The 13,165-nt window shown below is 72.3% G+C and carries 13 protein-coding genes; 7 read left to right on the forward strand and 6 right to left on the reverse strand.

Annotation, left to right across the window (positions count from 1 at the left end; all coding sequences use genetic code 11):
* Nucleotides 1-4: 4 nt before the first annotated feature.
* Together cbiQ and AB0P07_RS33495 are read right to left on the reverse strand one after the other, a co-directional pair.
* Complete coding sequence (cbiQ, locus tag AB0P07_RS33490; RefSeq protein ID WP_365557368.1) at nucleotides 5-766, reverse strand: cobalt ECF transporter T component CbiQ; 762 nt, start codon at nucleotides 764-766, stop codon at nucleotides 5-7.
* Between the two features lies 1 nt (nucleotide 767).
* Nucleotides 768-1,862 (reverse strand): energy-coupling factor ABC transporter permease, encoded by a 1,095-nt coding sequence (locus AB0P07_RS33495; protein WP_365557370.1) that lies wholly within the window; start codon nucleotides 1,860-1,862, stop codon nucleotides 768-770.
* A 166-nt stretch (nucleotides 1,863-2,028) separates the two neighbouring features.
* On the opposite strand from AB0P07_RS33495, the gene AB0P07_RS33500 reads away from it, so the two are divergent.
* Nucleotides 2,029-2,415 carry an SsgA family sporulation/cell division regulator gene (locus tag AB0P07_RS33500; protein ID WP_365557373.1) on the forward strand — a complete coding sequence of 129 codons (387 nt, stop codon included), beginning with the start codon at nucleotides 2,029-2,031 and terminating at the stop codon, nucleotides 2,413-2,415.
* Between the two features lie 12 nt (nucleotides 2,416-2,427).
* On the opposite strand, the gene AB0P07_RS33505 is transcribed toward AB0P07_RS33500, so the two are convergent.
* Together AB0P07_RS33505 and AB0P07_RS33510 are read right to left on the reverse strand one after the other, a co-directional pair.
* Nucleotides 2,428-4,128 carry a penicillin-binding transpeptidase domain-containing protein gene (locus AB0P07_RS33505; protein ID WP_365557375.1) on the reverse strand — a complete coding sequence of 567 codons (1,701 nt, stop codon included), beginning with the start codon at nucleotides 4,126-4,128 and terminating at the stop codon, nucleotides 2,428-2,430.
* 116 nt (nucleotides 4,129-4,244) lie between these two features.
* Nucleotides 4,245-5,864 carry a penicillin-binding transpeptidase domain-containing protein gene (locus AB0P07_RS33510; RefSeq protein ID WP_365557378.1) on the reverse strand — a complete coding sequence of 540 codons (1,620 nt, stop codon included), beginning with the start codon at nucleotides 5,862-5,864 and terminating at the stop codon, nucleotides 4,245-4,247.
* Nucleotides 5,865-6,099: 235 nt separating this feature from the next.
* Here AB0P07_RS33510 and AB0P07_RS33515 point away from each other — a divergent pair, with 235 nt between their 5' ends.
* Both AB0P07_RS33515 and AB0P07_RS33520 read left to right on the forward strand, forming a co-directional pair.
* Nucleotides 6,100-6,354, forward strand: coding sequence for a hypothetical protein (locus AB0P07_RS33515; protein ID WP_365557380.1), 255 nt, complete (start codon nucleotides 6,100-6,102; stop codon nucleotides 6,352-6,354).
* Nucleotides 6,351-6,731: a hypothetical protein gene (locus tag AB0P07_RS33520; protein ID WP_365557382.1), complete on the forward strand. Its 381-nt coding sequence runs from the start codon at nucleotides 6,351-6,353 to the stop codon at nucleotides 6,729-6,731. The genes AB0P07_RS33515 and AB0P07_RS33520 overlap by 4 nt, the downstream gene beginning before the upstream one ends.
* A gap of 19 nt (nucleotides 6,732-6,750) precedes the next feature.
* On the opposite strand, the gene AB0P07_RS33525 is transcribed toward AB0P07_RS33520, so the two are convergent.
* Nucleotides 6,751-7,155, reverse strand: coding sequence for a hypothetical protein (locus AB0P07_RS33525; protein WP_365557385.1), 405 nt, complete (start codon nucleotides 7,153-7,155; stop codon nucleotides 6,751-6,753).
* 75 nt (nucleotides 7,156-7,230) lie between these two features.
* A complete protein-coding gene (locus tag AB0P07_RS33530; protein WP_365557387.1) occupies nucleotides 7,231-8,976 on the reverse strand; it encodes a phospholipid carrier-dependent glycosyltransferase in 1,746 nt (581 codons plus the stop codon).
* A 109-nt stretch (nucleotides 8,977-9,085) separates the two neighbouring features.
* On the opposite strand from AB0P07_RS33530, the gene rsmI reads away from it, so the two are divergent.
* The 4 genes from rsmI (at nucleotide 9,086) to AB0P07_RS33550 (ending at nucleotide 12,961) form a co-directional block, all read left to right on the forward strand.
* A complete protein-coding gene (rsmI, locus tag AB0P07_RS33535; protein ID WP_365557390.1) occupies nucleotides 9,086-9,940 on the forward strand; it encodes a 16S rRNA (cytidine(1402)-2'-O)-methyltransferase in 855 nt (284 codons plus the stop codon).
* A 210-nt stretch (nucleotides 9,941-10,150) separates the two neighbouring features.
* Entirely contained in the window at nucleotides 10,151-10,606 is a 456-nt protein-coding gene (locus AB0P07_RS33540) for a hypothetical protein (protein WP_365557392.1), read from the forward strand.
* A 43-nt stretch (nucleotides 10,607-10,649) separates the two neighbouring features.
* Nucleotides 10,650-11,540 carry a TatD family hydrolase gene (locus tag AB0P07_RS33545; RefSeq protein WP_365557393.1) on the forward strand — a complete coding sequence of 297 codons (891 nt, stop codon included), beginning with the start codon at nucleotides 10,650-10,652 and terminating at the stop codon, nucleotides 11,538-11,540.
* Nucleotides 11,541-11,626: 86 nt separating this feature from the next.
* Nucleotides 11,627-12,961 carry a ubiquitin-like domain-containing protein gene (locus AB0P07_RS33550; protein ID WP_365557395.1) on the forward strand — a complete coding sequence of 445 codons (1,335 nt, stop codon included), beginning with the start codon at nucleotides 11,627-11,629 and terminating at the stop codon, nucleotides 12,959-12,961.
* Nucleotides 12,962-13,165 lie beyond the last annotated feature (204 nt).

The raw sequence follows: 13,165 nt of genomic DNA on the forward strand, positions 1-13,165 counted from the left end.
TCGGTCACAGCACCCATCCCAGCAGACACACGACGAGCGCCGCACACGGGAGGGCCAGCGCGTACGACCACTGCGCCCGGTCCGCGGTCACCTCGTCGATGACCGGCATCGAACCGGCGTACCCGCGGCTGACCATGGCCAGGTGGACGCGTTCGCCGCGCTCGTAGGAGCGGATGAACAGCGCCCCCGCGGACTTGGCGAGCACGCCCCAGTGCCGTACGCCCTTGGCCTCGAAGCCCCGGGATTCCCGGGCGATCCGCATCCGCCGCATCTCGTCCGTGATGACGTCGCCGTAGCGGATCATGAACGACGCGATCTGCACCAGCAGCGGGGGCAGCTTCAGCCGCTGCAGCCCGAGGAGGAGGTCCCGCAGCTCGGTCGTGGCGGCGAGGATCACCGAGGCGGCGACGCCCAGGGTGCCCTTGGCCAGGACGTTCCAGGCGCCCCACAGGCCGCTGACGCTCAGGGACAGGCCGAGCACGTCGACCCGCTCGCCCTCCGCCACGAACGGCATGAGCACCGCGAACGCGACGAACGGCACCTCGATCAGCAGCCGTTTGAACAGGAAGCCGGACGGCACGCGCGCCGCGTACGCCACGGCCGCGAGCAGCAGCGCGTAGACGCCGAAGGCCCACATCGCCTCGCGCGGCGTCGACACCACGACGACCACGAAGGCGAAGGCGGCGGCGAGCTTGGTGTGCGACGGCAGCCCGTGCACGGGGGAATGGCCGTGCCGGTAGAGCCGATGAGCGTGGCCGGCGCCCATGTCAGACGGTCGTCTCGGTGCCGGCCGGGGAGGCGTCGTCGCTGCGGCGCCTGCGCACCGACCAGAACACGGCGCTGCCCGCGACGACGGTGACACCGACGCCGATCACGCCGGCGAGGCCGCCGGAGATCCGGGCGTCGGCAATGTCCTGGACGCCGTAGTCGGCGAGCGGGGAGTCGGCGGCCGCGTGCTCCTCGGCCTTCTCGTCGATGCCCTTGTCGGCGGCGACCTTCTCCAGGCCGTCCGGGTCGGCGGAGGCGTAGAAGCTGACGAAGCCGGCCAGGACCAGGGAGGCGACGAGGCCGGTGATCCACATCTTGCGGTGCGAGCGGGCGGCGACGGGGGCGGGCGCCGGGCCCGGGGCGCCGGGGGCGTCGACCAGTTCGCCGTTCACCCGCAGCTTGAGCCGCTGCTGCAGCCCGCGCGCCCCGTACACCAGGTCCGGGCGTACGGCGATGACGGCGCCGACGGTCAGCGCGGTGATCACGGCCTCGCCGATGCCGATCAGCACGTGGACGCCGATCATCGCGGTGGCGACCTTGCCGATGGAGACGTCCGTGGTGCCGCCGATCCAGTACAGGACCGTGAAGGCGAGGGCGGCGGCCGGGACGGAGACGAGCGCGGCGACGAAGGAGGCGACGGTGACCGAGCGCCGGGTGCGCGGCAGGACCTTCACCAGGCCCCGGAAGAGGGCGTAGGCGACGACCGTGGTGACGATCGCCATGTCGGTGATGTTGACGCCGAGCGCGGTCAGGCCGCCGTCGGCGAAGAGGATGCCCTGCATGAGCAGGACGACGGAGACGCACAACACGCCCGTGAAGGGCCCGACCAGGATGGCCGCGAGGGCGCCGCCGAGCAGATGTCCGCTGGTCCCGGCCGCGACCGGGAAGTTCAGCATCTGCACCGCGAAGATGAATGCCGCGACCAGCCCCGCCAGGGGCGCCGTCCGCTCTCCCCCACTCTCGGCTGCGCTCGAGCGGGAGGTGCCCCCCTGCTCGCGGCGCGCGCCGCGCAGGCTGACCGCGATGGCGCCCGCGGCGACGACCCCGGTCACGGCGGAGGTCGGGGCGTTGATGAATCCGTCGGGTACATGCACGGTTCGATGATAGAGACCTGTTGCAACTCGTTCGCAAGAGCGAGGTAAAGGCTGACCTCACATGTGATGTTCGGCTCATCGGGGCGTGAGCCGGGAAATATGGGACATTGGAGTGGAGGTGGAACCACAGCTTCACCACAGGTGGCAGAGCGTAAGGGGCGACCCCATGTCCGTAGTCGAACAGTACGCACAAGCCCACATCCTGACGGACGCGGACCGCCCCGACCAGGACGACGGCGGAGCGATACCCGTCGTGCTGCGCTACGACCCCGAGCGCGACCCCTCGACGGTGTGCGTCGCCCTGCCCGCCAGGGACGGCCGGGCGTCCCGCTCCCGCGAGTGGACCTTTCCCCGCGCGCTGCTGGAGCAGGGCCTGCGCGCGCCCGCCGGGAGCGGCGAGGTGCGGGTGTGGCCGTGCGGACGGGTGCAGGCCGTGGTCGAGTTCCACTCGCCGCAGGGCTGCTCGGTGGTCCAGTTCGAGAACAAGGCACTCATCCGCTTCCTGCGCCGCACCCACCAGGCGGCCCCTGCCGCACAGCCGGTGGCCCACTGAACCCCGGGCGGGTCAGCCGCCCGCCTTGAGCAGCGCCGCGACGATCGGTCCGGCCGTGTCGCCGCCGTGCCCGCCCTGCTGGACCACGCCCGCCGCGGCGAGGTCGCCCCGGTACGCCGTGAACCACCCGTTGGGCTTCTCCTGCCCGTCGACCTCCGCCGACCCGGTCTTGGCGCCGGCGTCACCGCCCACCCCGGCCATCGCCTCCGCCGCGGTGCCGTACGCCGCCGTGTAGGACATCAGCTCGCGCAGCGCGGCGAGGGTGCTGCCCGACATCGTGCGCGAGGCGGTGGCGAGCCTGCGCCCGTCGACCGACGGGGCGACCAGGTACGGCTGGTGGAAGCTGCCCGACTTCACGGTCGCCGACACCGACGCCATGTTCAGCGGGTTCATCCGCACGCCGCCCTGGCCGATGAGGGAGGCCGCCATCTGGGCCTTGCTCTGCACCGGCACCCGGCCGTCGAAGGTGGACACGCCGACCGACCAGTTGTTCATGGACAGGCCGAAGACCTCCTTGGCCTGCCGGGTCAGGTCGTCGTCCTTCAACTCGGGGGCCCGGCTGATGAAGGCGGTGTTGCAGGAACGGGCGAAGCTCGCCTTGAAGGTGCCGTCCTTGATCTCGAACTTGTCGTCGTTCTGGAACTTCCAGCCGCCGTAGGTGAAGTACTTGGGGCACGGGTGCTTCTCGTTCACCGACGCCAGGTCCTTCTCGAGCAGCATCGAGGCGGTGACGACCTTCATGGTGGAGCCGGGGGCGAGCGAGCCCAGGAAGGCGGTGTTGAAGCCGTGCCCGCCGTTGGCGACCGCGAGGATCTCGCCGGTGGAGGCGCGCATCAGCACCACTGACGCCCCCTTCTTGCCGTCCACCTGCTGCTCGGCGGCGGCCTGGAGCGCGGGGTCGAGTGTCGTCCTCAGCGTGCCGGGGGTGCCCTTGCTCAGCTCCAGCAGCGTCTTGTCGGCGACCTCGCCGGCCCCGGACTCCTGCGCGCCCTTCCCGTCACCGGCCTTCTCGCCGCGCACCACGCGCAGTTCGATGCCCGGGGTGCCGCCGGCCTTCTTGCCGTACTTGTCGCGCAGGCCGTCCAGGACGGTGCCGAGGGACGGGTACTTCGCGGCGGTGATCTCCCCGCCGTCCCGGTCCAGCGCCTTCACCGGCGGGTCACCGGCCTTGCCGGTGACCAGCCGGTCGCCGTCCCGCAGTTGTGGGTGGACGACGGAGGCGTGCCAGTCGACGCGGGGTTCGCCGTCGCCGGCCCGGCGCACGACGGTCAGCGCGCTGTCGTACGCCAGCGGTTCGGACGTCTTCTCGTAGGCGACGGTGGCCTTCACGGAGAACGGGACCTTCGCCCCGGCCGGGGTGCCCGCGGTGAAGGTGGCGTCCTTGACGTGGGCGTCCTTGGCGTACCCGGTGAGCAGGGCCTTCGCGGCCTCGGCGTCGTCGGTCGCGGCGGCCGCCCCGGCCACGTCGCCCTGCTGCCAGGCGGTCAGGAACCGCTGGGCCGCCGAGGCGACCTCGGCCGCCGTCGGCGGACCCGACTTCACCTTCTCGGCGGCCGCCGCCGACTTCGTCCGTGCGGAGTCCTCGCCGCCCGCGTCGCCGCCGTACACCGCGTAGGCACCGAAGCCGGCACCGGCCACGACGACCGCGGCCACGCTGCCGATCACGGCGGGTTTCGTCCTGCGCCGCTCGGCGGCGGCCCTTCTGCTGCCCACGGTGTCCCGTTCCTCGGTGCCTCGACGACTACGGTGCCTTCAGTGACGTGCGTGCCTGGGGTGCCGGTTCCGGCAACGGCGACCACAGTAGGGCCACCCATGGCCACGGGTCCGCGTCAGCCGCCCACTCGGAGCACGTCCGCGACGATCGGCCCCGCCGCGTCGCCGCCGTGGCCACCCCCCTGGACCATGGCCGCCGCCGCGACGTCGTCGCGGAAGCCGGTGAACCAGGAGTCCGAGACCTCGTGCCCGTCGACCTCGGCCGACCCGGTCTTGGCGCCGATGTCGCCGTGGAGCCCGGACATGGCGTTCACCGCGGTGCCCTGCGTTGCGGTGAGCCGCATCATCTGCTTGAGCTGGGAGGCCGTGCTCTTCGGCAGCCCCTTGGCGGTGGCCGGCTTCCGGCCGTCCAGGTCGAACGGCACCAGGTAGGGCTGGCGGAACTCGCCGGTGATGGCGGTCGCGGTGACCGAGGCCATGTTCAGCGGGTTCATCTGGACCTTGCCCTGCCCGATCGCGTTGGCCGCGCGGTCCGGCCCCGGGGAGGCGGGAACGCTGCCGTCGAAGGAGGCGATGCCCGTCTGCCAGTTGTCCTGTCCGAGCCCGAAGCGCTCCTGGGCCTCCTCGGTGAGCGAGGAGTCGGTGACCTCGTCGATGAGTTTGATGAAGCCGGTGTTGCAGGAGCGCATGAAGGTGTTGGCGAGGGTGGCGCTCTCGTTGGGCTTCATGGTGGTGAGGTTGTGGAAGGTCTGGCTCTTCCAGACCGCCGTCTCCGGGCAGGGCGCCGGGCCGTTCATGTCGGTCACGCCGTTGTCGATGAGCATGGCGGCGGTGATGATCTTCATGGTGGAGCCGGGTGCGACGGTGCCCTGGAAGGCCGCGTTGAACCCGTCCGCGCGGTTGTTCGCCACGGCCAGCACTTCTCCGGTGCTCGGCTTCACGGCGACCACGGAGGACTTGTCGTAGCGCTTCACCGCCTTCTCGGCCGCCGCCTGCACGCTCGCGCTGAGCGTTGTCCTGAGCTTGCCGGGCCTGCCCTCGGTCAGTGTCAGCAGCGGGGTGTCCGGCGCCTGCGTGGCCGTGTGCCGGACCGCAAGCTCGACGCCGGGGGTGCCGCCGGCCTGGTCGCCGTACTTCTCCCGGAGTTTGGCGAGGACCGGCCCGAGCGAGGGATACTTCTCCTTGCTCAGCACGGTGCCGTTGCGGCCGACGGCCTGGATCTGCGGGGTCGCCGACTCCGCGGTGACCAGGGTGTCCCCGTCCTTCAGGTCCGGGTGGACGACGGAGGGCTTCCAGTCCACCAGCGCCCGCCCGGTGGTCTCCCCGCGCACCACGGTCAGCGTGCTCTTGTAGTCGATCGGTTTGGTCGTCCCCTCGTACGCCACCTGCGCCTTCACGGTGAACGGCACGGAGGTGCCGGCCGCCGTGCCCGGCGTGATCTCGACGCCGGTGATGTGCGCGTCCTCGCCGTAGGCGGTCAGCAGGGTCCCGGCGACGGAGGCGTTGTTCGTGTACGACGCGGCGGTCGTCGCGTCGCCCTTCTCCCAGGCCGCGAAGAACTTCTCGCTGGTCTGAGCGACCTCGTCCTTGCCCGGCGGACCGCTCTTGGTCTCCGACCCGGACGGCCCCCCGTCCCCGTCCAGCGCCGACACCACGTTGTAGGCGCCGTACCCGGCACCCCCCACCATCACGGCGAACACCCCGCCTATGACGGCGACCTTGACCCCCCTGCCCATCGGCAGCCCCCTCCCCGTCGGACCTTCCGCCGCTTTCTTGAACGCGTTCAGAAGTAGTTGTAGGGGCACTCTATGCGCAGGGGGTGACCAGCGGTACGGCTGTTTCCGATTGGTGGCCTAAAGGAGACCCGGGGGCGCCTCGGATCGCCTCAAGGTGCGATGTGTACGTGTACGTGTGCGTACACGGGTAGAGTGAGAGGTCTGGATGCAGCCTTGTTCCAGGAAGGGGCAGAGCATGTCAGATGCCACCATTCGCGCACGGTCCGAGACCCGTGACCGACTTGCCTCCGTCGCCGAAGCCGAGGGGATGAGCCTGCGTGCCTGGCTGGATCAGCTCGCGGAGACGGTCAGGACTCCGGCCGAGCGGGCCGAGGAAGCCGAGCGTACGCGGCAGATCCTCCAGGAGTGGACCGGATACGATCCTGCCGTGCCAGACGCCGAGGCGGATGCGATCCTCGCTCGCCGTATCGCGGAGGCCGCAGTCGCGTGAACGATCTGCACATCGTGCTGGACACCGGCGCGCTGGTTTCCCTGCGAGGCAACCCGTTGGTGTCCCGCTTGGTCTACCAGGCCACCAGCAGCCCCGGGACCCGCTTGTACGCGGCGGCGTGCGCGCTGGTGGAGGCGGACCGGACATATCCGGGGCTGGCTGAGCACGTCGCACAGCTTCCGGCAGTTGACATCCTCCCCCTGGACCTGAGTGCTGTGCTGAGCCTGTCGGGCAGGGAGGGGTGGGGACTCCCGCACACGCAGCATGTCGCCCAGCCGTCGGAGGAGCGCCCGCACGGCGCTGTTGTAGCGACCGTCAGCCCAGAGGTCTGGAAAGGGCGCCCGGTGCGGTTGCTGTCCCTCGCCTCGGACGAATGATCGGCCGGGTGGCCGCTTCTCATACCCGCTCGGCGGTCACCGGCTCATGCTCCGGGTCGCCCGAATCCCTGCCACGGCTGCGGCGACACAGACGCTGAAGGCGGATCTCGACCATGCCGACCTCGCCCGGCGGCCCGTGGAAGCCCGCGTGCCCGACGACGAGACCCCTGTCGCCCACGACCGCTTGCCGCACCATCCACGGCGCGCGTCCGGGGTCGGCGGTCATCTGATCGAGCCGGAACCGCCACAGCCACCGTGCTGCGTCGGTCACGAAACACTCGGTCAGCCAAACCCCGGCCACCCTCCCGGCTTCAGGCAGGTCACCGTCGAGCAGAGCGGACATCGCCCCGCCCGACAGTTCGACGAAACGTACACACTCCGGGCTCCATGTGATCGGTCCCCGGTCGTCGGCTTCATCTGCCACCTGCGCAGGCTCGCCGGCTCACCCAAGGGACGTCCAACGATTTCGAGGCACCCGTAAACCTTCCTGGTCACAGCATTAGACCCACGTGTCCAGCCACATCCGGGCCCGCCACTCCTCCATCGGGATCGCCGTGCCGGTGTACAGGGGCCAGAAGTAGATGAAGTTCCACGCGATGAGCAGCACCAGGACGCCCGCTCCCGTCGCGCCCGCCACCCGGCGGGTGTCCGTGCAGCCCGGGCGGCCGATGATCGCCCCCAGGAGCATCGCCACCGCCAGGCACAAGAACGGGACGAAGACGACGGCGTAGAAGACGAAGATCGTGCGCTCCTGGTACAGGAACCAGGGGAGGTAGCCGGCGGCCACGCCGCAGGCGATCGCGCCCGCGCGCCAGTCCCGGCGGAAGAACCAGCGCCACAGGACGTACAGCAGGGCGAAGCAGCCCACCCACCACAGGAGCGGCGTGCCCAGGGCCAGGACCTCGCGGGCGCACTTCTCGCCCGCGTCGACCGGGCAGCCGTCCGAGCCCGCCGAGGGGGACTCGTAGAAGTAGGAGACCGGGCGGCCCATGACGATCCAGCTCCACGGGTTGGACTGGTACGTGTGGGGCGAGGTGAGGTGGGTGTGGAACTCCAGGACCTGGGTCTCGTAGTGCCACAGGCTGCGCCACCAGTCGGGGAAGAGCCACGACCAGGAGCTGTTCGCGCCGTCCTTGGCCGCCCAGTCGCGGTAGTAGCCGCCGGTGCCGTCGGAGGGGGAGAGGATCCAGCCGAGCCAGGAGAGGAGGTACGTCGCAAGGGCCACCGGGATCGTGGAGAGGAAGGCCCAGCCCAGGTCGTGGCGGAGTACGGCGCGGTAGGGGTGGTGGGCGCCGGCCACGCGGCGGGAGCCTACGTCCCACAGGACGGCCATCACGCAGAAGGCCGCCATGATGTACAGGCCGTTCCACTTCGTGGCCGTCGCCAGGCCCAGCATCAGGCCCGCCGCCAGACGCCAGGGGCGCCACCCGAGGCGGAGGGTCTTTGCGACGTGAGGGTCGGGGCGGACGCGGCCGTCGTCGTCCACCGGGAGCGCGGCGGCGAGTCTCGCCCGGGCCTTGTCGCGGTCGACGACCAGGCAGCCGAAGGCGGCCAGTACGAAGAACATCAGCACGCTGTCCAGCAGCGCGGTGCGGCTCATCACGAAGTGCAGGCCGTCCAGCGCCATCAGGGCGCCCGCCAGGCAGCCGAGGAACGTCGAGCGGAACAGCCGCCGCCCGATCCGGCACAGCAGCAGCACCGACAGGGTGCCGAGCAGCGCCGTCATGAAGCGCCAGCCGAACGGGTCGAAGCCGAACAGCAGCTCGCCGAGGCCGATGACGTACTTGCCGACCGGCGGGTGCACGACGTAGGCCGCGTCGGCCGGGATCGGGACGTCGCCGCCCGAGTTCAGGATCAGGTCGTTGGCGTTCTTGTCCCAGTTGACCTCGAAACCGCGGTGGATCAGCGCCCAGGCGTCCTTGGCGTAGTACGTCTCGTCGAATATCACCGCCTTCGGGCTGCCCAGGTTCCAGAACCGCAGCACCCCCGCGAGCAGCGCCACCAGCAGCGGGCCGCCCCACGCCGACCAGCGGACGATCCGCCCGGTGAACGGCTTCGACAGGCCCAGGAACGCCCACAGGCGCGGACTCGGGCTCGTGTACGGCGGCACCAGCCGGTCGCGGACGTCGTCGGCCGCGGCCGACGCCGGGTAGCCGAAGCGGCGCAGCCGCTGCTGCCAGGTGGGCCGCTCGTCGTGCGGGGCCTGGCCCTGCCGGGTGTCCGTGGAGGACGCGGTACTGGTCACCGCGCCATCGTAGGGAACCGTGCTGTGCGCGTCCCGCGCATGGGCCTCCCGGGCGCGGATACGTTCCCCTTCCGGGAAGAGCGGCCGGGGGGACTGGGAGGATGGGGGCGTGACTGGAACCCTTGTACTCGCGGGCACTCCCATCGGCGACGTCCAGGACGCCCCGCCCCGGCTCGCCGCGGAACTGGCCGGTGCGGACGTCGTCGCCGCCGAGGACACCCGGCGGCTGCGCCGGCTCACCCAGGCGCTCGGCGTCGCCCCCGCGGGGCGCGTCGTGTCGTACTTCGAGGGCAACGAGTCCGCCCGTACGCCCGAGCTGGTGGAGGAGCTGGCCGGCGGGGCGCGGGTGCTGCTGGTCACCGACGCCGGGATGCCGTCCGTGTCCGACCCCGGGTACCGGCTGGTCGCCGCCGCCGTCGAGCGCGGGGTGCGCGTCACCGCCGTCCCCGGTCCGTCCGCCGTGCTGACCGCGCTCGCCCTGTCGGGGCTGCCGGTCGACCGGTTCTGCTTCGAGGGCTTCCTGCCCCGCAAGGCCGGCGAGCGGCTGACCCGGCTGCGCGAGGTCGCCGGGGAGCGCCGGACCCTCGTCTACTTCGAGGCCCCGCACCGCCTCGACGACACCCTCGCCGCTATGGCCGAGGTCTTCGGCGCCGACCGGCGGGCCGCCGTCTGCCGGGAGCTGACCAAGACGTACGAGGAGGTCAGGCGCGGCGGGCTGGGCGAGCTGGCCGAGTGGGCCGGCGAAGGGGTGCGGGGCGAGATCACCGTCGTCGTCGAGGGGGCGCCGGCCAAGGGGGCCGAGGAGGTGGACGCCGGGGAGCTGGTGCGCCGGGTGCGGGTGCGTGAGGAGGCGGGGGAGCGGCGCAAGGAGGCCATCGCGGCGGTGGCCGCCCAGGCGGGCGTGCCCAAGCGGGAGGTGTTCGACGCGGTCGTGGCGGCCAAGAACGCGGAGAAGGACGCGTAGGGGGACGCAGAGACGGACGCGGAGAAGAACGCGGGGATTTGAAGGGCTTCGCTTGACCCTGGGTGCCGTGCCCTTGACCCACCGCTGACCTTGCGGGGGCTCCCGCCAAGGGCAGCCCAAAACGGCCCAAATACTCGGCCTTGCCTGGTGCTTTCCGGCCTGTGGAGGAGTCCACTGGACGAAGGAACGGAACGAACCGAAGGAGCCGGGATGAGCATGAGGGAGAGCGGCGTGCGGACCGGAGTGCGTGCCGGTGCCACCGCCGTCGTCCACGAGTCGTACTCCTTCGCCTGCATGCGCTGCGGGCACGGCTGGGAACAGTCGTTCGAGATAGAGCACCACACGGACGCCGACGGCCGCGAGTTCGTGCTCTACGTCGTGGACGGCCGCGTCGTGCCCTCCCCGCTGACCCGTCCGACCTGCGCCACCTGCGGCAACCACGTCGTACGGATCATGCGCCCGGGGCGGGTCGCCTCGGTGCGCGGCACCGAGTACCGGACCCGCCGGGTGCCGCCGGCCGGCCCGCTGGAGGTGCCCGTGGTGCCGCCGTCGCCGGAGGTGCCCGAGCAGCCCGGGCCGGGGGCGCCGGGGCTCGACGCCGGACACCGGCAGCGGCACCTGACCGACCTCCTGCACGCTCTCCGCCCCCGCCGCAGGGCGAGCTAGCCGGCCTTCCGGGGGCGCGCGGGAGCTTTCGTAGGATCGAGGCATGCCTTCGAACGCCTCGGGCCGGTCCGACAAGGACGCCGCGCCCCCGCTCCCCGAGCCCCTCCGGGTGCCGGTCGCCGACTCGCACACCCACCTCGACATGCAGTCCGGCACGGTGGACGAGGCGCTCGCCAAGGCCGCGTCCGTCGGCGTCACGACCGTCGTCCAGGTCGGCTGCGACCTCGCCGGGTCCCGCTGGGCCGCCGAGACCGCGGCGGCCCACGACGCCGTCCACGCCGCCGTCGCCCTGCACCCGAACGAGGCGCCGCGCATCGTGCACGGGGACCCCGACGGCTGGTCCCGGCAGGGGGCGCGGCAGCCCGGCGGGGACGCGGCGCTCGACGAGGCGCTGGCCGAGATCGACCGGCTCGCGGCACTCCCGCAGGTCAAGGGCGTCGGCGAGACGGGCCTTGACTACTTCCGCACCGGCCCCGAGGGCAAGGAGGCCCAGGAGCGCTCCTTCCGCGCCCACATCGAGATCGCCAAGCGGCACGGCAAGGCCCTCGTCATCCACGACCGCGACGCCCACGCCGACGTGCTGCGCGTCCTCAAGGAGGAGGGCGCCCCCGAGCGCACCGTCTTCCACTGCTACTCCGGTGACGCCGAGATGGCCGAGGTCTGCGCCCGCGCCGGGTACTACATGTCCTTCGCCGGCAACGTCACCTTCAAGAACGCCCAGAACCTGCGCGACGCCCTCGCCGTGGCCCCGGCGGAGCTGGTCCTGGTGGAGACCGACGCGCCCTTCCTGACGCCGGTGCCCTACCGGGGGCGGCCGAACGCGCCCTACCTGGTGCCGGTCACGGTGCGTGCCATGGCGGACGTACGGGGCGTCGGCGAGGACGCCCTGGCCACCGCTCTCGCCGCCAACACGGCCCGCGCCTTCGGCTACTGACACGCTGGGTGGTCGCGTCGCTTGGGAGAGTGACCGGCGCTCCGCTAGGTTCTGGGGGCCCGATCGGGACCCTGGAGCGTGTGGGCGTGAGCAGAACGCAGTTCGAGCCGGCAGAGGCGTACGAGGCGTACGAGGGCTACGAGGCCCACGAGTACCTCGCACCGTACGACGTGCACAGCGCGCCGACCCTGCCGTACGGGTACGGCGACCCGTACCGGCCCGCGCCCGCGGTGCCCCGGCAGGGCACCGCACCGCAGGGCCGGCCGGTGAGCGCGCCGGGCGACGGGCGCGCCGGGCGCCGGCGGCGGGCCCGGTGCGCGGGGCGCGCGGACACCTCCCTGCGCAGGCTGCTGCCGCGGGCGCTGGTCGTGGCCTTCCTCGCGGGCGGCACCACCGCTTTCGTCGCCAAGGACAAGGCCGTCGAGCTGACCGTCGACGGCACCCCGCGCACCCTGCACACCTTCGCCGACGACGTGACCGAACTGCTCGCCGAGGAAGGCGTCCAGGTGGGCGCCCACGACGTCATCGCCCCCGCCCGCGGCACCCCGCTGACCAGCGGCGAGGACATCACCGTCCGCTACGGGCGTCCCCTGCTGCTCACCCTCGACGGCCACCGGCGCCAGGTGTGGACGACCGCGGAGACGGTGGAGGGGGCGCTGCGGGAGCTCGGTGTACGGACCCAGGGCGCGTACGTGTCCACCGAGCGCGCCCGGCGCATCGGCCGCGGGGGTCTCGCTCTGGTGGTGCGCACCGAGCGGGTGGTGACCGTCATGGCGGACGGCCGGACCCGCACCGTCCGCACCAACGCCGCGACCGTCCGCGAGGTCGTCGAGGAGGCCGGCGTCACCCTGCGCGGCGAGGACACCACCTCCGTCCCGGGGACCGCCTTCCCGCGTGACGGGCAGACCGTCACGGTGCTGCGGATCACCGGGTCCCGGGAGGTCCGCGAGGACCCGATCCCCTTCGACGAGCGACGGGACGAGGACGCCACCCTCTACCGGGGCACCGAGGTCGTCCAGCAGGCGGGCCGGCCCGGACTGCGCCGCACCACCTACGCCCTGCGCACCGTCAACGGCGTCCGCCAGAAGCCGCGCCGCCTGCGCACCGAGGTGGTGCGCGAGCCCACCCCGCGGATCGTGCGGGTCGGCACCCGGCCCCGGCCGACCTCCGTGCACGGCGCCGACAGCCTGAACTGGCAGGCCCTGGCCGCCTGCGAGTCCGGCGGCCGTCCGGACGCCGTCGACCCGTCGGGGACGTACGGCGGCCTCTACCAGTTCGACACCGGCACCTGGCACGACCTCGGCGGCGAGGGCCGCCCCCAGGACGCGTCGGCCGCGGAGCAGACGTACCGGGCGCAGAAGCTGTACGTACGCAACGGCGCCGCCGCCTGGCCGCACTGCGCCGCCCGGCTGCGGGGGTGAGGCCACCCGTGGGGTCCGGCTGCGGGGGTGCTGGGTCGTCCGTGAGGTCTGGCTGCGGGGGTGCGGGGTCGTCCGTGGGGCCCGGCCTGCTTGGGTGAGGTCACCTGTGGGGCCCGGCCTGCTTGGGTGAGGTCACCTGTGGGGCCCGGCCTGCTTGGGTGAGGTCACCTGTGGGGCCCGGCCTGCTTGGGTGAGGCCACCCGC

The organism is Streptomyces sp. NPDC085944 (assembly GCF_040686295.1).
In the GTDB taxonomy this organism is placed as follows: domain Bacteria; phylum Actinomycetota; class Actinomycetes; order Streptomycetales; family Streptomycetaceae; genus Streptomyces; species Streptomyces salinarius.

Excerpts from the sequence above, each read along its gene's own strand:
- cbiQ (WP_365557368.1), bottom strand. The coding sequence starts at position 766 with ATGGGCGCCGGCCACGCTCATCGGCTCTACCGGCACGGCCATTCCCCC.
- AB0P07_RS33540 (WP_365557392.1), top strand. The coding sequence starts at position 10,151 with ATGAGCATGAGGGAGAGCGGCGTGCGGACCGGAGTGCGTGCCGGTGCC.
- AB0P07_RS33510 (WP_365557378.1), bottom strand. The coding sequence starts at position 5,864 with ATGGGCAGGGGGGTCAAGGTCGCCGTCATAGGCGGGGTGTTCGCCGTG.
- AB0P07_RS33515 (WP_365557380.1), top strand. The coding sequence starts at position 6,100 with ATGTCAGATGCCACCATTCGCGCACGGTCCGAGACCCGTGACCGACTT.
- AB0P07_RS33500 (WP_365557373.1), top strand. The coding sequence starts at position 2,029 with ATGTCCGTAGTCGAACAGTACGCACAAGCCCACATCCTGACGGACGCG.
- AB0P07_RS33545 (WP_365557393.1), top strand. The coding sequence starts at position 10,650 with ATGCCTTCGAACGCCTCGGGCCGGTCCGACAAGGACGCCGCGCCCCCG.